Origin of the sequence: Pseudarthrobacter sulfonivorans, from assembly GCF_024391045.1 — a bacterium.
In the GTDB taxonomy this organism is placed as follows: domain Bacteria; phylum Actinomycetota; class Actinomycetes; order Actinomycetales; family Micrococcaceae; genus Arthrobacter; species Arthrobacter sulfonivorans_B.
Genome location: NZ_JANFCZ010000008.1, coordinates 40931 through 65664, shown reverse-complemented (window position 1 = coordinate 65664; position 24734 = coordinate 40931). Strand labels below are relative to the sequence as shown.

The 24734-nt window shown below is 67.1% G+C and carries 26 protein-coding genes; 18 read left to right on the top strand and 8 right to left on the bottom strand.

Annotated elements, in window-relative coordinates:
- Window positions 1–66: 66 nt before the first annotated feature.
- The 3 genes from NQJ30_RS07470 to NQJ30_RS07460 all read right to left on the bottom strand — a co-directional run bounded on the left by NQJ30_RS07470 (window position 67) and on the right by NQJ30_RS07460 (window position 2812).
- The gene (locus NQJ30_RS07470) at window positions 67–822 is read right to left on the bottom strand and encodes a DUF429 domain-containing protein (RefSeq protein ID WP_255769219.1); all 756 of its coding nucleotides are present in this window, start codon (window positions 820–822) and stop codon (window positions 67–69) included.
- A complete protein-coding gene (locus NQJ30_RS07465) occupies window positions 819–2108 on the bottom strand; it encodes a carboxylesterase family protein (RefSeq protein WP_255769218.1) in 1290 nt (429 codons plus the stop codon). Before NQJ30_RS07465 ends, NQJ30_RS07470 begins: the two co-directional genes overlap by 4 nt.
- A gap of 215 nt (window positions 2109–2323) precedes the next feature.
- Complete coding sequence (locus NQJ30_RS07460) at window positions 2324–2812, bottom strand: inorganic diphosphatase (protein ID WP_255769217.1); 489 nt, start codon at window positions 2810–2812, stop codon at window positions 2324–2326.
- A 266-nt stretch (window positions 2813–3078) separates the two neighbouring features.
- On the opposite strand from NQJ30_RS07460, the gene dacB reads away from it, so the two are divergent.
- The 15 genes from dacB to NQJ30_RS07385 all read left to right on the top strand — a co-directional run bounded on the left by dacB (window position 3079) and on the right by NQJ30_RS07385 (window position 17335).
- Window positions 3079–4476, top strand: a complete 1398-nt coding sequence (dacB, locus tag NQJ30_RS07455; RefSeq protein WP_255769299.1) for a D-alanyl-D-alanine carboxypeptidase/D-alanyl-D-alanine endopeptidase — start codon at window positions 3079–3081, stop codon at window positions 4474–4476.
- 139 nt (window positions 4477–4615) lie between these two features.
- Window positions 4616–5749: a zinc-dependent metalloprotease gene (locus NQJ30_RS07450; protein ID WP_255769216.1), complete on the top strand. Its 1134-nt coding sequence runs from the start codon at window positions 4616–4618 to the stop codon at window positions 5747–5749.
- Between the two features lie 87 nt (window positions 5750–5836).
- Window positions 5837–6898, top strand: a complete 1062-nt coding sequence (tilS, locus tag NQJ30_RS07445; protein ID WP_255769215.1) for a tRNA lysidine(34) synthetase TilS — start codon at window positions 5837–5839, stop codon at window positions 6896–6898.
- A gap of 30 nt (window positions 6899–6928) precedes the next feature.
- Complete coding sequence (gene hpt, locus NQJ30_RS07440) at window positions 6929–7480, top strand: hypoxanthine phosphoribosyltransferase (protein ID WP_255769214.1); 552 nt, start codon at window positions 6929–6931, stop codon at window positions 7478–7480.
- Window positions 7481–7576: 96 nt separating this feature from the next.
- Window positions 7577–8188, top strand: coding sequence for a LacI family DNA-binding transcriptional regulator (locus NQJ30_RS07435; protein WP_255769213.1), 612 nt, complete (start codon window positions 7577–7579; stop codon window positions 8186–8188).
- A 120-nt stretch (window positions 8189–8308) separates the two neighbouring features.
- Window positions 8309–10375, top strand: a complete 2067-nt coding sequence (gene ftsH, locus NQJ30_RS07430) for an ATP-dependent zinc metalloprotease FtsH (RefSeq protein ID WP_255769212.1) — start codon at window positions 8309–8311, stop codon at window positions 10373–10375.
- A 10-nt stretch (window positions 10376–10385) separates the two neighbouring features.
- Window positions 10386–11030, top strand: coding sequence for a GTP cyclohydrolase I FolE (gene folE, locus NQJ30_RS07425; protein WP_255769211.1), 645 nt, complete (start codon window positions 10386–10388; stop codon window positions 11028–11030).
- A gap of 10 nt (window positions 11031–11040) precedes the next feature.
- Window positions 11041–11961 (top strand): dihydropteroate synthase, encoded by a 921-nt coding sequence (folP, locus tag NQJ30_RS07420; protein ID WP_255769210.1) that lies wholly within the window; start codon window positions 11041–11043, stop codon window positions 11959–11961.
- Between the two features lie 13 nt (window positions 11962–11974).
- On the top strand, window positions 11975–12334 hold the full coding sequence (gene folB / locus NQJ30_RS07415) for a dihydroneopterin aldolase (RefSeq protein ID WP_255769209.1): 360 nt from the start codon (window positions 11975–11977) through the stop codon (window positions 12332–12334).
- Window positions 12331–12870, top strand: a complete 540-nt coding sequence (folK, locus tag NQJ30_RS07410; protein ID WP_255769207.1) for a 2-amino-4-hydroxy-6-hydroxymethyldihydropteridine diphosphokinase — start codon at window positions 12331–12333, stop codon at window positions 12868–12870. The genes folB and folK overlap by 4 nt, the downstream gene beginning before the upstream one ends.
- A 2-nt stretch (window positions 12871–12872) precedes the next feature.
- Window positions 12873–13406, top strand: a complete 534-nt coding sequence (locus NQJ30_RS07405) for a DUF3180 domain-containing protein (protein ID WP_255769206.1) — start codon at window positions 12873–12875, stop codon at window positions 13404–13406.
- Window positions 13387–13899 (top strand): PH domain-containing protein, encoded by a 513-nt coding sequence (locus NQJ30_RS07400; RefSeq protein ID WP_255769204.1) that lies wholly within the window; start codon window positions 13387–13389, stop codon window positions 13897–13899. Before NQJ30_RS07405 ends, NQJ30_RS07400 begins: the two co-directional genes overlap by 20 nt.
- The gene (locus tag NQJ30_RS07395) at window positions 13896–15521 is read left to right on the top strand and encodes a PH domain-containing protein (protein ID WP_374113229.1); all 1626 of its coding nucleotides are present in this window, start codon (window positions 13896–13898) and stop codon (window positions 15519–15521) included. Before NQJ30_RS07400 ends, NQJ30_RS07395 begins: the two co-directional genes overlap by 4 nt.
- Entirely contained in the window at window positions 15514–16404 is an 891-nt protein-coding gene (locus NQJ30_RS07390; protein WP_255769203.1) for a Rossmann-like and DUF2520 domain-containing protein, read from the top strand. Before NQJ30_RS07395 ends, NQJ30_RS07390 begins: the two co-directional genes overlap by 8 nt.
- A 1-nt stretch (window position 16405) precedes the next feature.
- Window positions 16406–17335, top strand: coding sequence for a 4-phosphopantoate--beta-alanine ligase (locus NQJ30_RS07385; RefSeq protein ID WP_255769202.1), 930 nt, complete (start codon window positions 16406–16408; stop codon window positions 17333–17335).
- 31 nt (window positions 17336–17366) lie between these two features.
- Here the strand turns inward: NQJ30_RS07385 and NQJ30_RS07380 are convergent, their stop codons facing one another.
- Window positions 17367–17648 (bottom strand): hypothetical protein, encoded by a 282-nt coding sequence (locus NQJ30_RS07380; protein ID WP_255769201.1) that lies wholly within the window; start codon window positions 17646–17648, stop codon window positions 17367–17369.
- Window positions 17649–17775: 127 nt separating this feature from the next.
- On the opposite strand from NQJ30_RS07380, the gene NQJ30_RS07375 reads away from it, so the two are divergent.
- The 3 genes from NQJ30_RS07375 to NQJ30_RS07365 all read left to right on the top strand — a co-directional run bounded on the left by NQJ30_RS07375 (window position 17776) and on the right by NQJ30_RS07365 (window position 19617).
- On the top strand, window positions 17776–18396 hold the full coding sequence (locus NQJ30_RS07375) for a TetR/AcrR family transcriptional regulator (RefSeq protein WP_255769200.1): 621 nt from the start codon (window positions 17776–17778) through the stop codon (window positions 18394–18396).
- Window positions 18397–18513: 117 nt separating this feature from the next.
- Window positions 18514–19080 (top strand): type 1 glutamine amidotransferase domain-containing protein, encoded by a 567-nt coding sequence (locus tag NQJ30_RS07370; protein WP_255769199.1) that lies wholly within the window; start codon window positions 18514–18516, stop codon window positions 19078–19080.
- Between the two features lie 81 nt (window positions 19081–19161).
- Window positions 19162–19617 carry a transferase gene (locus NQJ30_RS07365; protein WP_255769198.1) on the top strand — a complete coding sequence of 152 codons (456 nt, stop codon included), beginning with the start codon at window positions 19162–19164 and terminating at the stop codon, window positions 19615–19617.
- 65 nt (window positions 19618–19682) lie between these two features.
- Here NQJ30_RS07365 and NQJ30_RS07360 read toward each other — a convergent pair whose 3' ends face one another.
- The 4 genes from NQJ30_RS07360 to NQJ30_RS07345 form a co-directional block, all read right to left on the bottom strand.
- Window positions 19683–20831, bottom strand: a complete 1149-nt coding sequence (locus NQJ30_RS07360) for a glycerate kinase (protein ID WP_255769197.1) — start codon at window positions 20829–20831, stop codon at window positions 19683–19685.
- Between the two features lies 1 nt (window position 20832).
- Window positions 20833–22338 carry a C4-dicarboxylate transporter DctA gene (dctA, locus tag NQJ30_RS07355; protein ID WP_255769196.1) on the bottom strand — a complete coding sequence of 502 codons (1506 nt, stop codon included), beginning with the start codon at window positions 22336–22338 and terminating at the stop codon, window positions 20833–20835.
- A gap of 111 nt (window positions 22339–22449) precedes the next feature.
- Window positions 22450–23547, bottom strand: a complete 1098-nt coding sequence (locus tag NQJ30_RS07350; protein ID WP_255769195.1) for a tartrate dehydrogenase — start codon at window positions 23545–23547, stop codon at window positions 22450–22452.
- A 213-nt stretch (window positions 23548–23760) separates the two neighbouring features.
- Window positions 23761–24645 carry a LysR family transcriptional regulator gene (locus NQJ30_RS07345; protein WP_255769194.1) on the bottom strand — a complete coding sequence of 295 codons (885 nt, stop codon included), beginning with the start codon at window positions 24643–24645 and terminating at the stop codon, window positions 23761–23763.
- Between the last annotated feature and the right edge of the window lie 89 nt (window positions 24646–24734).

The following is a 24734-nucleotide window of genomic DNA, read 5'->3' as shown; positions in this document are numbered from 1 at the left end:
CCGAAAATCGGGGTTTATTGGACCAAAAGTGACCCCGCGTTGCGCCGATGGGACTAGGAAGTAAGATCAGGGACCGCTCAGGCCGGCGAGCCCGCCGGCCGGCACGTGGATCCAGCCTTCGGTCAGAGCCGCGGCGGCATGGCTTTCCGGTGGGCGCAGAGTCTGGCCAACGGCTACAGCGCGGGCGGTCAAGGCGGCGATCACTGCGTCAAAGAGGTCGTCGGAGGCGACCAGTTGGTCCTCGTGACCGGTAAGGTCCAGCCACGGAGCCGCCTCCTTCAGGTCCGCCAGGATCACGCCAAGGCGATCCGCTTCGGGACCGCCGCGGCCCTTATAGCCGCGGGCCAGGAGGCCCCAGGTCTTGAGGGACGCGGCAGGGTAGACCTCCGCCAAGCGGCCGGATCCATCCCTGGCCTGGGGCCCGTACTCAGCTGCGATCTTGGCCTGAATTACGGCGCACCGCATGGCCGGATGGGCGAGCCGGTCGGCGGAGACGCTGAGCGGGATCAGACCGGTGTGCGCCGTGACGAAGCGGTCCGTGTCCCGGTAGGCCAGCAGGCGGCGGCCTTCAATGCCGTCGTGGCCCAGGACGGCATCTGCGTCCAGATTCAGGTGGCCTGTGAGGAACGGCAGGAAGGCATCCGGCCAGCCAACCGGGCAGTCGACGCCGGTCATCGAACTCGTGCCGAAGAGCTGCACGATCTCCTCGTCTTCCACGCCGAGAGCCAGATGCTCCAAACGGGCAGCCCCGGCATTCCAATTCAGCACGGCAACGGCCGTCTTTTTGGCGGCCGCCGCGAGATCAACTCCCAGCGTCCTCACGCGGCAGCCCGGTACTGCAGCGCACCGGGAATACCGCCCGCCGGGCCCAGTCCGTCACCCCGGGCGAACGAAGCCCACATTCGCCGCACCTTGCGGCCCACGGCGTCGATCTCCTCCCAGCTGGCGCCGGTGAGGAGGCCGGCGGCGGCCCAGGTCTGCTTGTTTCCGAAGAGTAGAGGCAGGTCCACCGTGTGGGCCGCCCGGTAGAAGTTGCCGGGCGCACCCCAGGAGAGAACATAGCTGTGGGCCGTGCCGCCGGCCCGGGCATGGCGGCGGGCGAACTTCCGCGACGCCCGCCCGTACACCGCCTCGGTGACGGCCCAGTTGATGGCCCTGACCGCGGCGCTGCCCAGCACCGGAACGCTGCCGAGCTGGCTAACAAAACGGCTGCGGGGCAGGAACAGCCGGGCTTCGTCCGACGTATGCCCGATCAGCACCTCGATGCCCGGTGCGGTGGCGTTCCAGGCGTCCTCGATGTCGGCTTCCGGCGGCAGCGGGGCGTGCCCGTACTGCGTGCCGAAGGGCATGGCGGCTATCAGCCCGTATTTCCGGGCGACCTGGGATACGTGGTCTTCGATGGCCACAACTTCCATGGCAGGGGTGTCTTCGGTGACGGCCTCGGCGGCGATGCCCATGGCGCGGCTCATCTTGTGCCGGCCGCGGGTGATGCCCAGCGGCGCACTTTGAATGATGGCCCGCTGGAACAATGAAGGCGCCTCGGGCGTCGCCATCAGGTGGGCGACGGAGTCGCCGCCGGCTGACTGGCCAAACGCCGTGACCCGCGCCGGATCCCCGCCGAACGCGGCGATGTTGCGCTGCACCCAGCGGAACGCTTCCAACTGGTCCAGCAGGCCCAGGTTGGCCGGCCGGCCCGTCCCGGTGGCCAGGTACCCGAACAGGCCCAGCCGGTAGGTCACGGACACCACGATGACCCGGTTCTCCGCCACGAGGGAGGCGGCATCGAAGATCGCCAGGTCACCGGAGCCGGACGTGTAGGAGCCGCCGTGCAGCCACACCATGACCGGAACCCGTTCGTCGTCGGCAATCCCGGCCGGGATGGTGATGGACAGGCGCTGGCAGTCCTCGCTGCCGGGAAGCTCGCCGTAACGGGTACCCAGGACGTCGTCGAGGAAGGGGACGGGACCCTGCGGGCAGGCCGGCGCGAGGGTGGTTGCCGCGAAGGGCTCGGTCCAGCCGGGCGCAGCCGCGGGTGGCTGGAAACGGCCCGCGGTGGCATACGGGATGCCGGTGGCCCGCACCACCGCACCGTCCTGCCAGCCGACCACGGGCCCGCACGGCGGTTCAAAATAAGAAGGGCCAAAATAAGGAGGGGCAAACGAAGGCTCGGAACTCACAAGCCAACGATTCCACAGTTCCCCGCAGGCTGTGCAACGGAAAATCCCCGCCTCCCGGACAATTCCCCCTCGCATAACGCGGGGATTTGTCCAGGAAGCGGGGATTTGCGGCGCAGGCCGCACCAAGGCGGCCCTCCGGCAGAACGCTAGTGCGCGGCCGGCACGTAACGCTTGATGGAGGCTTCCAGCTCAGCCTCGGCGGCGGCGCGGTCGCCCCAGCCCTCAGCCTTGACCCACTTGCCCGGCTCCAGGTCCTTGTAACGCGTGAAGAAGTGTTCGATCTCCTTGATCAGGTATTCGCTGACGTCGCTGACTTCCTGGATGTGGTCGAAGCGGGCGTCAACGGGAACGCACAGCACCTTGGCGTCGCCGCCGCCGTCGTCGGTCATGTTGAAAACGCCGATGGGGCGGGACTCAACGATGACACCGGGGTGCAGGTCGAAGTCCTGAAGGAGCACCAGGGCGTCCAGCGGGTCGCCGTCCTCGCCCAGGGTGTTCTCGAAGAATCCATAGTGCGTGGGGTACTGCATGGAGGTGAAGAGGACGCGGTCCAGGCGGACGCGGCCGGTCTCGTGGTCAACTTCGTACTTGACGCGTGATCCCCTGGGGATCTCGATGGTCACGTCATGCTTCATGGGAATGCTCCTCGGCAATTGCAGGGGTTCGCGGCACTAGAGACGAACCACAAAGGAGTGTCGGTGCCGCCGACTATTATTGAGGATATAGCGAGAGGCCCAGGTTTCAGGAACTTGCGGGGAAATTTCAGGACTTGAGGACCAGCAGCAGCATGAAGCACACATCGCCCCCCGCAGGGTTCCGGACGGCAGCCAGCTCCTTTTTGAACCGCACCCGCACCCGCGGCAGCGTGCGGCGCATCTGGCCCCTCGCCGCGCTGCTGGCCATGCTCCTGGCGCTCGCCGTTCCCGCTGCGGTGATGGTGGCGCCCGGCTTCATCGGACAGGAACCGGCCGCCGCGCCCGCTACGCCAGCCTGGCAGTTGCCCCCGGCCACACTCTCCGCCCGGCAGGGCCTGTCCCCGCTCACGGACAGCGCGCCGGTGCCGCTGCCGGCAGCAGTTTCCGCCCAGTTGGACACCCTGTTAAAGGCCGACGGCGACGGCAACTTCACGGGGCTCGTCCAGGATGCGCTCACCGGCGGTGTCCTTTATGACCGCGGCGGTGCGGAGAACCGGATTCCCGCCTCCAACATGAAGCTGTTCACCGCGGTGGCCGCACTGCGTATGCTCGGACCGGACCACCGCTTCGCCACCCGGGTCCTGGCCGGATCCGGTGCAAACCAGGTGGTGCTCACCGGCGGGGGCGACGTACTCCTCGGCGCAGGTGAGTCCGCGCCGGACCGGGTGATGGGCCACGCCGGACTGGCCACGCTGGCTGCCGCCACGGTGGCAGCCCTCCAGGCCCGGGGAACCACCGGCGAACTGACGGTTCTGGTGGACGATTCCCTCTTCACCGGACCTGCCCTGAACCCGGCCTGGGCCGACGGCGATGTCGCCGCGGGCGAAGTGGCGCCGCTGTACCCGCTGGCGCTGAACTCGGCACGCTACAACCCTGCCGTCACCACGGGCCCGCGCCCCCAGGACTCGGCCGTCTCCGCAGCGGAGGCGTTCGCAGGGCAGCTCAAAGCGGCGGGCGCCGCTGCCGGACTCACGGTAGCGGCCGGCGTTGGTCGTTCCACGACGCCCGGTGGCGATTCCGGAACCGCAGGCAGCGCGGTGCTGGCGGAGGTCCAGTCCGCCACCGTGGGGGAACAGGTGGGCCTGATGCTGCAGACCTCCGACAACTACCTGGCCGAAACCCTGGGCCGGATGGCTGCCGCGGCGGCGGGGGAGCCCGCGAGCAACGACGGCGCCAGGGCCGCGGTCCGCGCCCAGCTCACGGAACTAGGCATCGCCACACCCGCCATGCGGTTCGCGGACGTGTCCGGACTGGCCATCGGGAACCAGGCCTCCGCCCGGCAGTTGGCCGAGGTGGTGCGTGCCATCACCACCGGAACGGATGGCCGGCTGCGTGCAGCGCTGGAAGGATTTCCGGTAGCCGGGCTGTCCGGAACCCTGGACGCCCGCTACACGGATGCGGCAACGTCCCGCGGCGCGGGCCTGGTCCGGGCCAAGACCGGGACGCTTAACACGGTCATCGCGCTCAGCGGGTATGTGGTGGACGCCGACGGGCGGTTGCTGGTTTTCTCCTTCGTCGGCAACGGGCTGACGCCTGGCGCAGCCGGGAACCGCGAGGCCGTGGACCGGGCCGCGTCCGCACTGGCCGCGTGCGGCTGCCGGTAGGTGGGGCCGTGGCCGCTGACGGGGCCGTCGCCAATGACGGTGCCGTGTCTGACGAAGGTGCCGACGCAGCCTGCCGGCCAGGGTTCGCCGGTCAGCGAACTTAAGGACCATCCGGCGTCGGCTGTGATCTGATGGGGAGATGGAGTCCACTGCACGTGATTCGTCAGCACCGGCATCATCCAACCCGGCCCAGGCCCTGATCAACTGGGACCTGGCCGCATCAACCGCGGCGCGGCTGGCTTCCGCGGGACCAACGCTCGGCACGGCGGAAATCAACGACGCCGTGGACAGCCTGCGCAGCCTCGCGGATGCCTCCGTCCCGCACGTCCACGAGATCACCGGCCTCGAAGCCGCACGCGACCTCCGGGACTCCACCGTCCTGGTGGTGGACCGGGCCAACTGGGCCAAGGCCAACACCCAGAGTTTCGCCGTCATGCTCAAGCCCGCCATGGAAAAAATGCTTGAAAGCCGGCGCGGATCAGTCAGTCCCGCCACGGCCAGTGTCAGCGGCGCCATCACCGGCAGCCAGCTCGGCGCGGTCCTGGCCTTCCTGTCCAGCAAGGTCCTGGGCCAGTACGATCCCTTTGCCGCGCTCGCCGAAGGTTCCAAGGCGCCGGCCGGTGGCAGGCTGCTGCTGGTGGCTCCCAACATCGTTTCCGTGGAGCGGGAACTGAACGTCACACCCGAGGATTTCCGGCTGTGGGTCTGCCTCCACGAACAGACCCACCGTGTCCAGTTCGCCGCCGCACCCTGGCTCCGGCACCACATGCTGTCCGAGATCGACAACCTCAGCGGCCACCTGCTGGGCAATGTGGACTCGCTCATGGAACGTGCCTCGGCCGCGGCCCGGTCCCTCAAGGACCGGACCGCGGCGGGCAACGCTCCCGGCCGCGGCGCCATCCTGGACCTGCTCCAGAACCCCGAGGAGAAGGCATCCCTCTCACACCTGACCGCGGTGATGAGCCTGCTGGAGGGACACGCGAACGTGGTGATGGACGCCGTGGACGCCAGCATCATCCCGTCCGTCAAGACCATCCGGCAGCGCTTCACCGACCGCGGCAAGGACCGCGGAGTGGTGGAGAAGTTCATCCGCAGCCTGCTGGGCCTGGACGCCAAGATGCGTCAGTACTCCGACGGCGCCAAGTTTGTCCGCGCCGTGGTGGACGTCGCCGGGATGCAAGGCTTCAACCGGGTCTGGGAATCCGCGGACAACCTGCCCACCGAGCCGGAAATCCACGAGCCCAAGCTGTGGGTTGACCGGATGGGCCTGTAGGTGCCGGTTTCCCCCCACCCGCCGCACGCTTCCAGCGGACGACGGCGGCCCGGCAGGTTGGCGCCCGTCGTCGGCAAAGCGCGCAAAATGCTGCAGAACGCCCTGGCCGAGGCGGGCTATCCGGCCCACGTGCTCGTGGCCTGCAGCGGTGGCCCCGATTCGCTGGCGCTCGCTGCCGTCGCCGCGTACTTCGCCCGCCGGGGCCATGTTGACGGGCACCGCGTCACCGTGGGCGCCGTGGTGGTGGACCACCAGCTGCAGGAGGGCTCGGCACACGTGGCTGAGGCCGCCGCCGCCGCGCTGAGGGGACTCGGGCTCGCCCCGGTAGAGGTCCGCACCGTTGACGTGGCGCCCACGGGCATGGGTCCGGAGGCCGCCGCCCGGGACGCCCGGCACGCGGCACTCGAGGCCGCGGCCAAGGAACAGGGAGCCACCGCCATCCTGCTCGGCCACACGCTGGACGACCAGGCCGAACAGGTCCTCCTGGGCCTGGCGCGCGGTTCCGGCACCCGTTCGCTGGCTGGAATGCGGCCTGCCCGGGGCCTGCTGCTCCGGCCCTTCCTGGGCTTGCGCCGCGAAGACACCCTGGAGATCTGCCATGTCGAGGAACTGAACCCCTGGCACGATCCCAGCAATTCCGATCCCGCCTTTGCCCGCTCCCGAACCCGGGTCGAAGTGCTCCCGCTCCTGGAGGAAAAGCTCGGCCCCGGTGTGGCCGAATCGCTGGCCCGGACGGCGTCCATCCTGCAGCTGGATGCGGACTATCTGGAGGACGTGGCGGAACGCACATATTCCGATTTGGCGCACCTGTCCGGCCCGGAAATCAGCCTTCCCGAGGATGCCCTCGCCCAGCTTTCCCCGGCTATCAGGTTCCGCGTCATCGCGAAGGCAGCGGCCGCCGTCGGAGGTCAACAACCCAGCTATCAGCGTCTTTTGGCCGCGGAAGCGCTGCTGCGGCGGCAGGGTTCGGCCGGTCCCGTAGAGTTGCCCGGCGGCGTGAGCGTTTACCGGCTGTCACTGGCCCAGCTGGACGCCGCCGGCCGGCGGACCGGGCCCGTAGAGGCGCCCGACGGCGGCACTTCCGTTCCCCGCGGGGCCGTCCGCTGTGGGAAGCTAGTATTCCGGCCTCAAAAACCGCCCCAAAATTAGTCGCACCCCGCATCTACACAGGAGCCATTGGTGGATTCAAACGACGTCCAGGCAGATCTCAAGCACGTTCTTTACACCAAGGAACAGATCCAGCAGCGCATCACCGAGCTCGCTGCCGAGATCGACAAGGACTACGAAGGCCGTGAAATCCTCGTTGTCGGCGTACTCAAGGGCGCGGTGATGGTCATGGCAGACCTCGCCCGCGCACTCCACAGCCACGTGTCGATGGACTGGATGGCTGTGTCCTCCTACGGCTCGGGCACCCAGTCCTCCGGCGTGGTCCGCATCCTCAAGGACCTCGACACCGATCTGATGGGCAAGGACGTCCTGATCGTTGAAGACATCATCGACTCCGGCCTGACGCTCTCCTGGCTCAAGACCAACCTCGAATCCCGCGGCACGGCATCCGTGGAGATCTGCACGGCCTTCCGCAAGCCCACGGCCGCCAAGGTGGAAATCGACGTCAAGTACGTCGGCTACGACATCCCCAACGAGTTCGTGGTGGGCTATGGCCTGGACTACGCCGAGAAGTACCGCAACCTGGACTTCGTGGGCACCCTCGCCCCGCACGTCTACGAGTAAACACTCTTCCGCCGAGATGGCACTTCACGGCAGTCCTTAGACTGAACATTGCCGTGAAGTGCCATCTCGCGGCGTTTAAGCGAGCTAGGGGACCTCTTGGGCAGCGCGAACAGCGGCGGCAAAACCATTGGCATCAAGGAAGTGGCGGCGGCCGCAGGGGTCTCGGCCACTACTGTTTCGCAGGCCCTGAACGAGGTGGCGTCGGCCCGGATCAGCTCGGAGACCCGGGAACGGGTCAGGTCCGTGGCCGGGCAGCTGGGATACGGACCAAACACTGTTGCCCGGGCTCTGCGGACCAGCCGGACAGCCCTGCTGGGGCTGGTCATCGAAGACTCCGGGGCCAACCCGAACGCCGGCCAGATCATGTTCGGGGCCGACCAGGCCGCCCGTGCCCGCGGCTACAACATCCTGGTCATCAGCACCCCCGGGTCGGCGGGTCCAGACGAAAGAGCGGCCGACGTCGGGTCCCTCCTGGCGCGCCGTGTGGACGGTATCCTCTACGCGCCCTTGCGCCCCCGGCAGCTTAAGCTGGGCAACCCCGGCAGTATTCCGGTGATGGTGGTGGCCGCGGAAGCTGGCGAAAGCGCTGAACCCGCGGAGCTGGCCGTCCGCGCCGCCCGGAACCTGATGGACGCCATTGAGGGCGCCACCGCAGGCGAACCGGGGGCGCCGCGCCCGGACGATGCTACGCCCAGAGGGAACTTTTAGCCGGTACCGTGCGTGAATTACTCCGGACGGTGTATAGCTAGTAGCTGATGCAGCACCACACGCGCGTAGACCACTCGCCGTGCAGCACTACCAGGAGGGACGGGGCCAGCCCCCGAACAGATGAAAGCTAAGAGTTTCTTCAAGGGCCCGGGCATCTGGATCGTCGTTGTGATCGCCATGCTCCTCGTGGCCTTTGCAACGCTCGCTCCCGGCGGCGCGGCACGGATCGACACCGACAAGGGCCTTGAGCTCCTCGCCGCGAACGGCAAGGTTGAACAGGCAAAGATTTTCGACGGCGAAAACCGTGTTGACCTGGTCCTGAAGGACAACTACAGCGTTGATGGCCAGGACAAGGGCAAGAGTGTCCAGTTCTTTTATGTCGACGCCCGCGCGTCCGACGTCGTCAAGGCCGTCACCGACGCCAAGCCCGCCAACGGCTACACCGACCAGCCGATCGAGAGCAACTGGTTCTCCGGCCTGCTGTCGCTGTTGATCCCCGTGATCCTCCTCGGCGCGCTGTTCTGGTTCCTGATGACCCGCATGCAGGGCGGCGGTTCGAAGATCATGCAGTTCGGCAAGTCCAAGGCCAAGATGGTCAACAAGGACATGCCCCAGGTGACCTTCCACGACGTTGCCGGCGCCGACGAAGCAGTCGAGGAGCTCCAGGAAATCAAGGAGTTCCTGCAGGAACCGGCCAAATTCCAGGCCGTGGGCGCCAAAATCCCGAAGGGCGTTCTGCTGTACGGCCCTCCCGGCACCGGCAAGACCCTCCTGGCCCGCGCCGTCGCCGGCGAGGCCGGGGTACCGTTCTTCAGCATCTCCGGCTCCGACTTTGTGGAGATGTTCGTCGGCGTGGGCGCATCCCGTGTCCGTGACCTCTTTGAGCAGGCCAAGGCCAACTCGCCGGCCATCATCTTCGTGGACGAGATCGACGCCGTCGGACGCCACCGCGGCGCCGGCATCGGCGGCGGCAACGACGAACGCGAGCAGACCCTCAACCAGCTGCTGGTTGAGATGGATGGCTTCGACGTCAAGACCAACGTCATCCTGATCGCGGCCACCAACCGCCCGGACGTCCTGGACCCGGCGCTGCTCCGGCCGGGCCGGTTCGACCGCCAGATCACGGTTGAGGCGCCGGACCTGATCGGCCGCGACCAGATCCTGCAGGTCCACGCCAAGGGCAAGCCGATGGCACCCGGCGTCGACCTCAAAGCCGTGGCCAAGAAGACGCCCGGCTACACCGGCGCCGACCTCGCCAACGTGCTCAACGAGGCCGCGCTGCTGACCGCGCGTTCCAACGCCAACCTCATTGACGACCGCGCCCTGGACGAGGCCATCGACCGTGTGATGGCCGGCCCACAGAAGCGCAGCCGCGTCATGAAGGAACACGAACGCAAAATCACCGCCTACCACGAGGGCGGCCACGCACTGGTGGCGGCGGCCTTGCGGAACTCCGCACCGGTCACCAAGATCACCATCCTGCCCCGCGGCCGCGCCCTGGGCTACACCATGGTGGTGCCGGATAACGACAAGTACTCCGTGACCCGCAACGAGCTCCTGGACCAGATGGCCTACGCCATGGGCGGCCGCGTCGCGGAAGAAATCGTCTTCCACGACCCCTCGACCGGCGCCTCCAACGACATCGAAAAAGCCACCGCCACGGCCCGCAAGATGGTCACCGAATACGGCATGAGTGAGCGGGTTGGCGCGGTGCGCCTGGGCCAGGGCGGAGGCGAGCCCTTCCTGGGCCGCGATGCCGGCCACGAGCGTAACTACTCGGACCAGATCGCCTACGTTGTGGATGAGGAAGTCCGCCGCCTGATCGACCAGGCACACGACGAGGCCTACGCGATCCTCACCGAAAACCGCGACGTGCTGGACCAGCTGGCCCTGGAACTCCTGGAACGGGAAACCCTGAACCAGGCCGAGATCGCGGACATCTTCAGTAACATTCGCAAGCGTGACTTCCGCGAAGTGTGGCTGTCCAAGGAAACCCGGCCGGTCCAGTTCGCCGGCCCCGTGGAGTCCCGCCAGGAACGGGCTGAGCGGGAGGCGCAGGAGGAAGCCAAGAAGGCCCGCCTCGATGAGCCGTTGGATGCCCAGCCCCCGCACCCACAGGGTGTTCCGGAGGATGCTCCCTTCCAGGGCGGCATTCCCGACTCGGGGCCTGACGCCCTGCGCGGCTAAGCTTTCTTCTGTGAATCACTTCGACGACGACGATGCGCCCTCCTCCGCCGGACTCCCGGCGGAGGACGGATCCCACCACAAAAAGCACGAAAAGGTGGACCGGCCCCGGATTGAAGCTGCTGTCCGCGAAATCCTCATTGCCATTGGCGAGGACCCGGACCGCGGCGGTCTCCAGGACACCCCGAAGCGCGTGGCCAAAGCCTACGCAGAGGTCTTCGCCGGGCTGCACCACGATCCCGCAGACGTCCTGTCCACCACCTTCGACCTGGACCACGAAGAGCTGGTCCTGGTCAAGGACATCCCGTTCTATTCCACGTGCGAGCACCACCTGGTGCCGTTCCACGGGGTTGCCCACGTGGGCTACATTCCCTCGCACGACGGGAAGGTGACGGGCCTGAGCAAGTTGGCGCGGCTCGTGGACATCTACGCCCGGCGCCCCCAGGTGCAGGAACGGCTCACCACCCAGATCGTTGAAGCAATGGTCGCCCACCTCAAGCCGCGTGGCGCGATTGTTGTTGTCGAATGCGAACACATGTGCATGTCCATGCGCGGTGTCCGCAAGCCAGGCGCGAAGACCGTCACCAGTGCGGTACGCGGGCAGCTCCATGACCCGGCCACCCGCGCCGAGGCCATGAGCCTCATCCTCGGAAGGTAATCATCAGAACATGGACTCACTAGCTGCAGCCCCCGGAACCGGGCCCGCAACATCCCCGCTGCCCATCCTGCGCAAACCGCGCCCCGCCGCGAAGTTCGCAGACCTGCCCACCGGCCGCACCCTGGTCATGGGCATCCTGAACGTCACCCCCGATTCCTTCAGTGACGGCGGCCAGCATGCGACGGCGGACACCGCCATTGCCGCCGGCCTGAGGATGTTCTACGCCGGTGCGGACATCATCGACGTCGGCGGCGAATCAACCCGTCCCGGGGCCGAAGATGTCAGCCCGGAGGAAGAGCAGCGCCGGGTGGTCCCCGTCATCGAAGCCCTGGTCAAGGCAGGTGCGCTGGTTTCCATCGACACCACCCACACCTCCACGGCGGCCGCCGCGCTGAAGGCCGGGGCCGCCATCATCAACGACGTCTCCGGCCTCACCATGGAACCCGAAATGGCGGACCTCGTGGCCTCGTCCAAGGCGCCCTACATCCTGACCCACCGCCGCGGCGACGCCCGCACCATGAACTCGCTCGCGGAGTACAAGGATGTTGCCGGCGAAGTGGTTGCCGAGCTGGCCGGGGTGCGCGACAAGCTCCTCGCCGCCGGGGTGGGCCCGGACCAGATCATCGTGGACCCGGGCCTGGGTTTCGCCAAGAACGATGCCCAGAACTGGGAGCTACTGCAGAACCTGGACCAGCTGGACAGCCTGGGCCACCGGGTCCTGGTAGCCGCATCCCGCAAACGCTTCCTCGGCAGCCTGCTGACGGTGGCCGGCAAGGCCGCGGCCCCGGAGGAGCGCGACGCCGCCACCGCGGCCATTACCGCGATCAGTGCCTTCCGCGGCGCCTGGGCCGTCCGGGTGCACGACGTCGGACCCAGCCTGGACGCTGTTAAGGTTGCTTCACGCGTGGCGGCTGCCCGCACCACCCACTAGGGCCGGGGGACCCATGGACAGGATTACGCTGAGCGGTGTCACCGCCGTCGGCCATCATGGCGTATTCGATTTTGAGCGCCGGGAGGGCCAGCCCTTTGTGGTGGACGCGGTCCTGCACCTGGACTTCACCAAAGCCGCGGAGACCGATGACGTCCGGGACACCGCGCATTACGGTGAAGTGGCTGAACGGATCACGGACTGGATCACGGGGGAACCGTTGAACCTGATCGAGGCCCTTGCCGTGAGGATCGCCGATGACCTCCTGGGCCGGTTCAGCATCGAGGCCGTGGAAATCACTGTCCATAAGCCACAGGCACCCATTGAGGTGCCCTTCGGTGACGTGGCCGTCAGCGTGCGCCGGGAGAGACCATGAGCCCCGGATACACCAAAGCGGTCCTCGCCCTCGGCAGCAACCTGGGCGAACGGAACGACACCCTGTCCGGGGCCGTGGCGGACCTCGTGGACCCTCCGGAGGTGCGCCTGCTGGCGGTGTCTCCGGTGGTGCAGACCAAACCGGTGGGCGGCCCGGCCGGTCAGCCCGACTTCCTGAACATGGTCATGACAGTTGAAACCACCCTGTCACCGGCGGCCCTCCTGGAGCATTGCCACGCGGTGGAGAACAAGCACCTCCGTGTGCGGGACGTACGCTGGGGGCCCCGGACGCTCGACGTCGACATCATCACCTACGGGGACGTCGCCAGCGACGATCCGGACCTGACCCTGCCGCATCCCCGTGCCGCCGAGCGCGCCTTTGTCCTGTACCCCTGGTCCCTGATCGACCCGGCGGCAACGCTGGGCGGGGAGCGGATCAGCGAGCTGGCTGCGCGCGCGGCGGACTTCGCGGACCTTGTGCCGTTCGACGGGTTCGGGGACTACGACGGCGTCCCGACCGCCGGGGCGGTGGAATAGCGGTGAAACCCATCAGCCCTGGACGGCTCATGCTGATCGGCCTGGCCCTGACCGTCGCCGGCTGGTCAGCCACTGTGGTGACCACCCGCTACAGTATGGCCACGCCCGTGCTCCCGGTGACCGCCCTGGCCACCATGGCCGTCATTGTTGTCATCACGCTGATTCTTGGCATCCGGGTCCTTCGCTGGCGCAACAGCACTAAACGCAAGAAAGCACTGGACCCCATCCTTGCCGCCAGGACGCTGGTGCTGGCACAGGCCTGCGCCTATGCCGGTACCGTCCTGCTGGGCTGGCACGCGGGAATCTTCCTGGACCAGTTGCGCATTTGGAACCTGCGCAGCGACCAGGGGATCACCTGGGTGGCTGTTGCCGTGGCCGGCGGCGGCCTGGTGATGATCGTGGTGGGCCTGCTGGTGGAGAGGTTCTGCAGGATCCCGCCCGAGGACACTGATGCAGGGTCCGACGACGGGAAGAACAGCCGCGGGGTGCGCGGAGAGTCTGCCGGGGAGGGCGAGTATGCCTACCGAGGCGATTGATCCGACGGGCATCGCCTGGCAGCGGGTATCACCAAAATACGTCAGGGTCCGGCTTGTGGAGTGGGCCCTCGGCAACGTGCTCGCGGTCATCGTCCTTAGCCTGCCCCTCGTTTTCGTTTCGCTGGGATGGTGGCGCTGGCCGCCGCTGTGGCTGGCCATCCTGGTGCCGGCGCTGACGCTGGTCCTCGCCGTGTGGCGCCTGGTCCTGATCCCGCGGCAGGTGCGCGCCATCGGCTACGCGGAACGGGATGACGATCTGCTGATCCGTGGCGGCATCTTCTTCCAGCGCACCATGGCGGTGCCCTACGGCCGGATGCAGTACGTGGACATCGGGGTGGGCCCGGTGGAGCGCGGGCTGGGCCTGTGCACCCTGAAACTCCACACCGCCTCGCCCGGCACCAACGCCACCATCCCCGGCCTGCCCGCCGAGGAGGGGGCACGCCTGCGCGAACAGCTCGCCGCCCGCGGCGAAGCCAGGCTGGCAGGGCTGTGACCGCTGACCTTCCGGAGCGTGCCGTGCCGGAGGCGCCTCCCGCGGCCCCGGGAGCGCCCGGTCCAGCGTCCGCCCCGGTGCCCGGTCCAGCGTCCGGTCCAGCGTCCGACGGCGAATGGCGGCGGGTGCACCCGGCGTCGCCTTTTGTGCGCGGCTGGGTGGCCCTCGCGGCCATCGGGTTTTTCTTCGGGCGGGACACCTTCGAACGGCTGCTGCAGGGCCGTCCCCTCATCGATGAGGACTTCGCCGGCCGTGCGCCGTGGCTGGTGGCCGGCGGCGGGATCATGTTGGTGCTGGCCGTCCTGGGCTTCATCCTCACCTGGTACTTCACCAAATACCAGGTGTCCGAAGGCTACGTCAGGGTCAACTCGGGCTTCCTTTTCCGCCAGCAGCGGCAGGCCCGGCTGGACCGCGTCCAGGCCATCGACATCGTCCAGCCCCTGCTGGCCAGGATTTTCGGCCTGGCAGAACTCAAATTTGAGGTGGCCGACGCCGGCGAATCCGCCGTCAAGCTGGCCTACCTGCGGATGGACGATGCCCGGCAGCTCCGGGCCACCATCCTGGCGCGTGCCGCGGGCGTGCTCCCGGACCCGGCCCGGCCACTGGAGGCGCCGCCCGAGGCGCCGGAATTTCCGGTACTGTCCGTCCCGCCGTCGCGCCTTCTGGGTTCGCTGCTCCTCAGCGAGCAGAGCGTCGGTGTGGTGCTGGGCGGTGTCGCCTCCGTGATCCTGTCCGCCGTGACGGACAACCGTGGCTTCTATTTTTACCTGATTCCGGCGGCGCTGGGGCTTGCCGCCAGCTACTGGGGCTCCTTCAACAAGGGCTACAACTTCACCGCCGCGATTTCCCCGGACGGGATCCGGCTCCGCTACGGGCTGCTGGATACGCAGGCACAGACGCTGCCGCCCGGCAGGATCCAGGCCCTGAAGGTGGTGCAGTCCCCGCTTTGGCGCCTCTTCGGCTGGTACCGGATCCAGGTCAATGTTGCTGGCTACGGAGCCCCGGGCAGCAACGGCGAGCCAGCGTCCAGGACCACGCTCCTGCCGGTCGGCAAGCTGCCCGAAGTGATGAGCATGCTCGCCCTCGTCCTGCCGGATCCCGGAACAGCGGATCCCGGGCGCGTCTTCTCGGCGGGGCTGGGTGGAATGGATTCCGACGGCGGTTTTGTCACCACGCCGCGCCGCGGCCGCTTCCTGGCCCCGTTTGCCTGGCGCCGCAACGGCTTCGCCGCCACCGGAACGGCCTTGCTGATCCGGTCGGGCCGGTGGTGGCGGGAACTGGTCATGGTCCCGCACCAGCGCACGCAGTCGATGGCGCTGCACCAGGGCCCGCTCGCCCGCCGGTTCCGCCTCGCGGACCTGGTCCTCCACACCACCGCCGGCCCGGTGTCACCGCGGCTGAAGCAGGCCGGCCTGGACGAGGCGCGTACCCTTTTTGATGAACAGTCCGCGCGCGCACGCCTGGCCCGCAAACGGCAGACCAGCGAACAGTGGCTCGCGCAGGTGGCCCCGGCGCAGGTGGTCCCGGCTCCGGCAGCCGCCGCTCCGGCAACCGAGTCCGCTGCGGGGGAACAGCCGGCACACGAAATGAAAAACCAACAGGAGAGCACCAACCGTGGCTAAACCGGGGCGCCTTGGCGTCGGAATCATCAGCGCCGGCAAGGTGGGTGCGGTACTTGGTGCGGCCCTCCGCGCTGCGGAACACGCCGTGGTCGGGGTGTCCGCGGTGTCCGACGCCAGCCGGGAACGCGCGGCGGCCCTGCTCCCCGGCGTCCCGGTCCTGGAGATCCAGGAGATTGTGGAGCGCGCCGAACTGGTCCTTCTGGCCGTGCCCGACGACGCCCTGGCCGGCCTGGTGGACGGCCTCGCCAAGCTGGGGGCATGGCAGCCGGGGCAGCTCGTCGCGCACACGTCCGGTCGTTTCGGGGTGGGCGTCCTGCGCCCCGTGCGCGCCGCCGGAGCGATCCCGCTGGCCCTGCACCCCGCCATGACGTTCACCGGCATGAGCCTGGACCTGACCCGCCTGCCCGACTGCACCTTCGGGGTCACCGCGGACGCCGCGATGCTGCCCATCGCGCAGGCGCTCGTGGTGGAGATGGGCGCGGAGCCCGTGGCCATTGCCGAGGGCGACCGGACGCTGTACCACACGGCCCTGGCCCATGGTTCGAACCATCTGGTCACCCTCGTGGCGCAGGCGTCGCAGCTGCTGCGGGATGTAGGGGTGGAGGAACCGGGCCGGATGCTGGGCCCGCTGCTGCGCGCCACGCTCGAGAACGCGCTGGCCTCCGGTGAATCGGCCCTGACGGGTCCGGTGGCCCGCGGTGACGTGGGGACCGTTGCGGCCCACGCTGAGGCACTGCGCGAGTACGACGCCGGGGCGCGCGGCGATGTTCTTGAGGCCTACCTCGCCATGGCCCGCGCCACCGCCCGCCGGGCGGAAAACCGCGGGCTGCTCAAAGCTGATCAACTGGGGGCCATCCGTGCCGCCTTGGAAGAAGGAAATTAACATGGCCATCCAGGTAGTGCACACCGCTGCGGAACTCCGCGAGGCCAGTGCCCGGTTGCTTGCCCGCAAGCAGGGCAGGTCACAGGGCCTGGTCCCCACCATGGGGGCACTCCACGACGGGCACGCACACCTGGCGCGGACCGCCGTCGAACAGAACGACGTTGTGGTGGCGTCCATTTTTGTGAATCCGCTGCAGTTCGGCGACGCGGTGGACCTCGACCGGTACCCGCGGACCCTCGACGCCGACGTTGCGCTGCTGGAGGCGCAGGGCGTAGACCTGGTGTTCGCCCCGTCGGTGGAGGAAGTTTATCCGGGCGGTGAGCCGCTGGTGCGCGTGACCGCCGGCGCCCTCGGCGAGAAGTGGGAAGGGGCGTCACGGCCGGGGCATTTCGACGGCGCCCTCACCGTCGTTGCCAAGCTGCTGCACTACGGCATCCCCGGCGCCGGCCTCCCGTCCGCAGGAGCCTTCGTTTCAGGCGGCGCCGCCGGCCTGCCGGCATACCGTGCCTACTTTGGGCAGAAGGACGCACAGCAGTTGGCGCTGGTGCGGCGGATGGTGGCGGACCTGAACTTTCCTGTCGAGATCATCGCCGTGCCCACGGTGCGTTCCGAGGAAGGCCTTGCCCTGTCCAGCCGCAACCGCTTCCTGTCCGATGAAGAACGGCATGCCGCCTTGGTGTTGTCACGGGCCTTGCGCCTGCTGGAGGAACGGGCGAACGCCCACGAACCCCTGGACCTCGACTCGGCCCAGGCGCTGGTGGCATCGCAGCCGCTGGTGGAGCTTGATTACTTCGACGTGGTGGACCCGGGCACACTGGAACCGCTCGCGGAAAACTGCCGAAAAGTCCCGTTCCGCGGCGAGGGTCTCGCGCTTATTGCGGCCAAAGTGGGCCCGGTCCGGCTGATCGACAACGTGCCGCTGAGCTCCTGATGCTTCTCGGCCCGACTTGGCCCGGCCAGCGTTACAGTGTTGATTCACCCTGGGGGTCGCGGTTGACCATCAATTGTTGGAGGAGGGCGCGTTCGGGGCGCCCGGGATTTTGGGCCACGCAGCGGCGGAGCCTGGCCCTGGCCAGCTCCTCGCCGGGATCGGTACCGCTGAGCACCTCGTCAATAATTTCCTGTGCTTGCCACCGCAGCGACTCACGGGCGAACTGACGGACCTCAGCGGTCGCGGCGGCTGACTCAATCCACGGATCGGAGTCGTTGCACGGGATAAACTCGAACATTCGCTCTGCTGACATTTGGGGCCTCCTTGCACCATACGACGGGTCCCGGGGGATCCCTTCAGCGTCAAAGCACTTGCGTTTGGGAAAACACTACATGCAGTAAGACCGGTCTGTCTGCACTTGGGAGTAAACTAAAGTTACGATGATTTCCGATGGAAAAGCCATTCTGCCGACGGCGGAAAGTAGTGCAGCTGCGGCCATCCGGCCCGCCGATTCGCGGGAGCGGATCCTCGCCGTCGCCTATCAGCTGTTTTCCCACCGGGGAGTGCGGGACGTCGGTGTCAATGAACTGATCGAACGCTCCGGCGTGGCCAAGGCAACGTTCTACCGGCACTTCCCCTCCAAGGATTCATTGGTTTTGGCGTTCCTGGAACTGCGGGACCAGCTCTGGACCGTGGACGCAATCGTTGGCCAGGCTAAGCAACGCGCCACCAAGCCCACAGGGCAACTGCTGGCCATCTTCGACGTCTTCGGCGAATGGTTCGCCCGGGACGATTTCGAAGCCTGCTCGTTCATCAACATCCTGCTGGAGATGGGCCCGGGCCACCCGCTGGGGCTGGCCAGCATCGATTACCTCGCCAGGATCCGGGGCCACGTGCAGGCCCTCGCGGAGCAGGCCGGTCTCGACCGTCCCGAGGATTTTGCCCGGTCATGGCACATCCTCATGAAGGGTTCCATCGTCTCTGCCTCGGAAGGCGATACGCAGGCTGCGAGTCGGGCCCAGGAGATGGCCGGCTGGTTGATAGAGCACCATAGCCGCTGAATAGTCAGCTTGCTTATCACTTTAGACTTTCCTAGGCTGGATGCTGTCAGGCACACAACTCTCGAAGCGGTCAAAATGCGCTGAAACGCGCCCGGTCCGCCTCGCTAAGGAGGAAATATGTCAGAACACATCATCACAGGCAAGAAAGTAGCGTTCCTGCTGACGGACGGCGTGGAGCAGATTGAGCTCACCAGCCCGTGGCAGGCGGTTAAAGATGCCGGCGGCGAACCGACGCTGGTAGCTCCGAACAGCGGACGGCTGCAGGGCTACAACGGGACGGACAAAGGCGACACGTTCAACGTCGACCTCACAGTGGCAGAAGCCAACGCCTCGGATTTTGACGCCTTGGTGCTCCCGGGCGGGGTAGTAAACGCCGATCATCTTCGGGTGGACAAGGACGCGCAGGACTTTACGCGCAGCTTCTTCGAGCAGCACAAGCCGGTTGCATCGATCTGTCACGGGCCGTGGCTCCTGATCGATGCCGGCGTGATCCGCGGCCGCAACGTGACGTCCTACCATACGCTGCAGACTGATCTGAAGAACGCCGGCGCCAACTGGACTGACGAGGAAGTGGTGGTGGACCAGGGCCTGGTCACCAGCCGGACCCCGGACGACCTCCCCGCCTTCAACAGCAAGCTTGTAGAGGAAATCGCAGAAGGCCGGCACGCCGGTCAGACCGCCTGAGGAATCTGCCCGGGACCGCCGATGTTAATGGTTGTAAGCGGGGGAACCACCCGTCTTGATTAACGATGGCTAGGGATTGGCATGACCAGGCAGGTTGAATCGATTGAGGACGATGCCGGTGCAGTGGTGTATTACCATCGGCACGGGAACGGCGGGGGCCTTGTGGGCCGCGGGGCAGTGGTGGCGGACTCGGCACGGCTGGGGCCCATGACCTACGTTGAGCCGCAGGCGCGGATAGGTGCCTGCACCCGCGTGGGGCACGGCAGTTGGATCGACCGACGGGCACAGGTCGGGGAACGGACCATTATTGGCGACGCCGTGCGGGTGGGCCACGGGACAATCATCGGTAACCGGGTCCACATCGGCAGCCATTCACGCATTGGCGCCGGTGCTGTCATTGGGCATGGTGCCCGGCTGGCTGCCGACAGCAGGGTGCCCGACGGCGGTCGTGTCGCCTCCCAGCCGCGGCGCCGGGCCGCCGTGGTCGCGGACAAGCGCCAGCGGGTGCGCACGGCGCAGAAGAAGCTGGCCGCCTGAGGCGGCCAGCTTCTCGCAATGACGGTTCGGGCGCCACCCCCGTCCGGCGTGCAGCTTTGCCTGGGCTAGAGCAGGCCTGCCCCGATGTCCTTGCCGATCTGCCGGAGCAATGCGGCTGAGAGCCGGGGGTCTTTGGACGAGTCCAGATCGGTGTACTCGGCCAGGGTATAAACCTTCGTGACCGCCAGGTCCGGCCACCGTTCCGGCGGCAGCAGGGACCGCCCGGCAACGGCGATGAGCGTGCGGCCACCGGCACGGCGCGCGACGGCGGCAGGCAGCTTTCCCGCCAGCGTCTGCTCGTCGATGCTTCCTTCTCCGGTGATCACCACATCGCAGTTGTCCTGGCGGGAATCGAAGTCCAGCAGGTCCAGGAAGAAGTCCGCGCCCGATACCTGACGGGCCCCGAGCAACAGGCATGCGAAACCGATGCCGCCGGCGCTGCCTGCGCCCTCGCGTTCCGCCAGCGCCGCGGCATCAGCGAACCCGGACTCGGCCAGCCTGGCAGCCAAGTGTGCCAGCCCGGCCTCCAGAGCCGGGACGTCGGCCGGCCCGGCGCCTTTCTGCGGCCCGAAGACCGCCGGCGCGCCATGACTGCCGAGCAGGGGATTGCGGACATCGCTGGCTATCACCAGTTCCGTGCCGGCCAGCTCCGGCAGCGCCGTCCGCTCGACCGTGTGGATCCTGCCCAGGGCGCTGCCGTTGCCGGTCAGCTGCCGTCCATCGGCATCGCGAAAGGTGAATCCGAGGGCCGTGAGCATTCCCATGCCGCCGTCGGTGCTGGCGCTGCCGCCCAGCGCCAGCACAATCCTGGCCGGGTTGAGGCTGAGGGCCAGCATTACCGCTTCGCCGAAGCCGCGGCTGGAAGCTGCCATGGCTTCAAGCCTGCCGTCGGGCAGGAGACCCAGGCCGCAGGTGTTGGCCACCTCCACAACTGCCGTGCCGCCGTCGAACGCGATGCTTGCCTGAACGGGCTGCCCAGTGGGTCCCGTGACCGTGTAGCCCTGCCGGGTGAAGCCGGCGGCGACGGCGGCGTCAACACTCCCGTCGCCGCCGTCCGCCAGCGGAAGGACCTGGCAGTCCACCGTCCCCGCGCCGGTGGCTGACCGCAGACCCGCGGCAAGCGCGTCGGCCACCTCCCCGGCGGTCAGGCTGCCTTTGAACTTGTCGGGCGCGATGAGGGTCCGGACCGTCTTCGGAGCGGTTGTGGTGTCCATGTCAGGCGGATTCCGAGTAGGCGGGGCGGCGGTCAGCGGCGCTGGAAGGCTCGGCGGCGGCGGCCGCCGCGGGTGCCTCCCCTTCAGCCCCTGCGTGCTTGGGTGCGTGGTGGCCGTATTCGGCCAGGTCCCCATCGAGGTCTGCGACGTCGTCCACATGGGCGGGGTCCTGGGCAGGCATCGGCGCCACGTGTTCCCCGGCGAAGACGCGCCGTACACGGTCAGCGTCCAGGGTGCGGTCCCACCAGGCGATGAACAGGGTGGCTACGGCGTTGCCGGTGAAGTTCACCAGGGCCCGGCATTCGGACATGAACTTGTCGATGCCGAAGATGAGCATGATGCCGGCGGCGGGAATGGTGCCGATGGTGGTGAGCGTGGCAGTCAGGGCGATGAACCCGCCGCCTGCCACTCCGGCCGCGCCCTTGGAGGTCAGCAGCATGACGGCCAGCAGGCCCAACTGCTGGCCGATGGTCAGGTCCGTGTTGGTGGCCTGGGCGATGTACAGGGCGGACAACGACAGGTAGATCGCGGCGCCGTCCAGGTTGAAGCTGTAGCCTGTGGGGACCACCAGCCCCACGGTTTCCTTTTTCACGCCGGCGTGTTCAAGCTTGCGCATCAGGCCCGGGAGTGCGGGCTCGGCGGTGGAGGTGCCCAGGATGAGCATGTATTCCTCTTTGAGGTGGCGGATCATCGTGAAGATGTTCAATTTCAGGAACGCCATCACCGACCCGAGGACCACCACCACGAAAAGGATGGACGTGACGTAGAAGAGGGCAATGAGGCCGCCCATGCTGGTCAGCGATGAGACGCCGTACTTGCCGACCGCGAAGGCCATGGCGCCGAAGGCTCCCAGAGGGGCGGCCTTCATGATGAAGCCCAGGATCTTGAACATGACGCCGGTAAGGCGCTGCACGCCGTCCAGGACCGGGGCGCCCAACTTGCCCATGGCGTTCAGGGCGATCCCGAAGACCACGGCGATGAAGATGATCTGGAGAATGTCCCCCTCTACGAAGGGCCCCACGATGCTGTTGGGGATGATGTGCGTGAGGAACTGCCACCACTCCTGGTGCTGCCCGGCGTCGATCAGTTTGGCCGCGGAATCCGAGGTCTTGATGCTGCCGGCGTCAGCGTTGACACCCTCGCCGAGGCGGAAGATGTTGATGGCCACCAGGCCGAAGATCATGGCGAATATGGTGCCCACCTGGAAGTAGGTCAGGGCCTTCAGCCCGGTCATGCCCACCTTCTTCAGGTCGGCGACGCTGGCGATGCCGCCCACGATGGTCAGGAACACGATGGGGCCGATCAGCATCTTCATGGAGCTCACGAAGGTGGTGCCGATGGGTTCCATGGCGATGCCGGTGGTTGGTGCGAGCCAGCCGACCAGGATGCCGACAACTATGGCTGTCAGTACCCAGAAATAAAGCTGCCGGTACCAACGGGTTTTGGGGGCTTTCGTGGCCGGCTGCGCATCGGCTGTTGCCGGGTCCGTGGTGGTGCTGTGATCCATGATTCCTACCTCGTTGTGGAATATCGCTGGAGGGTGGGTGAAGTGTTGGGAGGAACTCCGGGACGACGGCGGCCGCAGGGCCGCCGTCGTACCTTTCAGTTCAGGCGGGCGCTACACCGCTGCCGGTGCGAGGGTGAGTGCCTTGATGATGGCCTCGGTGACGTCGTCCGTCCTGGCGTCCCCGCCGACGTCGCGGGTCAGGTGGCCGGAGCCGGTGGCTGCCTCGATGGCTGCCTCCACCCGGCGGGCTTCCTCGTGCAGGCCGAAGTGGTCCAGCATCAGAGCGGCGCTGGCGATCGCGCCGATCGGGTTGCTGATGCCCTGGCCGGCGATGTCCGGAGCGGAGCCGTGGACGGGTTCGAACATGGACGGGAAGCGGCGTTCCGGGTTCAGGTTGGCGCTGGCGGCCAGGCCGAGGCTGCCGGCCAGGGCCGAGCCGAGGTCGGACAGGATGTCCGCGTTTAGGTTTGAGGCCACCACTACGGACAGGTCTTCGGGCTTGAGGATGAACTTGGCGCTCATCGCATCAACCAGGACGCTTTCGGTCTGCACGTCCGGGTAATCCAATGCCACGCGGTTGAAGACTTCGTCCCAGAGGACCATGCCGTACTGCTGGGCGTTGGACTTGGTGACTGACGATACCTTCTTCACCGTGCGGGTCCGGGCCAGGTCGAAGGCGAACCGCATGATGCGCTCGCAGCCTTTCTCGGTGAACAGCGCAGTCTGCAGTGCCACCTCGTTGCCGGGCCCGCGGCCGCTGAGGTTGCGGCCACCCAGGCCGGCGTATTCGCCTTCGCTGTTTTCCCGGACCACAACCCAGTCAAGTTCGGTGTTGTCGGCTTTGCGCAGCGGGGACTGGATGCCGGGAAGGAACTTCACGGGCCGGATGTTGGCCCACTGGTCGAAGTTCTGCGTGATGTTCAGGCGCAGGCCCCAGAGGCTGATGTGGTCCGGGACGTTTTCCCAGCCGACGGCGCCGAAGTAGATGGCGTCGAAGTCCTTGAGGGCTTCCAGGCCCTTGGGGTCCATCATCTGGCCGGTCTTTCCGTAGTAGTCGCAGCCCCACGGGAACTCGGTCCAGTCGAAAGCGAACTTGCCGTTAGAGTTCGCTGCCAGGGCGTCAAGGACGCGGCGGCCGGCGGAAACCACTTCCTTGCCCACGCCGTCCGCAGGGATGGATGCGATGCTGAATGTCTGGTTGGCGCTCATGTGCCTGTCTCCTCGTTGAGTTTCTTTGCAGTGAACCTGTTGTGCGGGTCACACTGTTCTTCCTCTTCAAGTAGACGGGCGGCGGGCAGGCAGCGTCCAAGACCAAGATCCGATCCGCTAGATAGGTTTTGCCTACCTGTTCACCGTCATCGACTGCTCCAACACAGCCTTTATGAGCGCTCAAAAGGGCCGTGTTGGAGCAATCGATGGGAGTTAGTTGACCTGCTCGGCCGCCACTTTCAGGAACGCCCGGGCTGCGGGAGTGAGACCGTCCTTCCTGCTCAGGATGGCCACGTCCAGGTAGGAAACCGGTTCGATCAGCAGGGTACGGAGCCCGGATTTGTGTGCGGTGTGCGCCCAGGACGAGGGCATCACCGCGTGCCCGACGCCGGCCAGCACCAAGGGCAGAATGGAGGTCCGGTGGGCCACCTCGACGACGATTTCCACCTCGACGCCGTGGGCAAGCGCGTCGTCCACCAGCCACCGCATCAGCGACCCGCGCTGGCTCGCGATCAGGCGGTGGCCGCCCAGGTCCTCGCGCCGGATGGCCGGCCCCGCGCGGAAGGTGTCCGCCTGAGGGTTAATGATCAGGATGAGGGGCTGGCGCTCGAGATCCAGGACATCCACGCCCGGCACCCTGATGGGAGTGGAAGATCCTGCCAACCCGATTTCCGAGCTTCCGCTGCGGACCGATTCGATGACTTCCTCCGGGGTGAAGGCAGCGCTGACGTTGAGCCTGACTGACGGGTGGACCCTGGCAAAGCCGGCGATCATGGACGTCAGCGGCTCGATGCCGGGGGACGGCATGGTGATGATGTCCAGCTTGCCGCTCCTGACGCCCCTCAACGCCTGCACGGCTGACTGTGCGGCGTCCAGGTCCCGCATGACAAGCCGTGCCGGCCCCACCAGTTCCTTGCCGGCGTCGCTGAGGACAACCCTGCGGCCGATGCGGTGAAAAAGCGGAACACCCAGCTCTTTTTCCAGGCTGGCGATGGTCTGGGACAGCGACGGCTGGGCGATCAGCAAGTGTTCCGCGGCCCGGTTGAATCCATCATGGTCAACAACGGCCAGGAAATACTTCAGTTTCCGGGTGTCCACGCAAAACAGCCTACTGCGCAGCAAGAAAAAGCCCGTGCGCAGGAATGACAGCGGCGGGTACAGTGTTTGAATCTGCAGCAGCGACGATG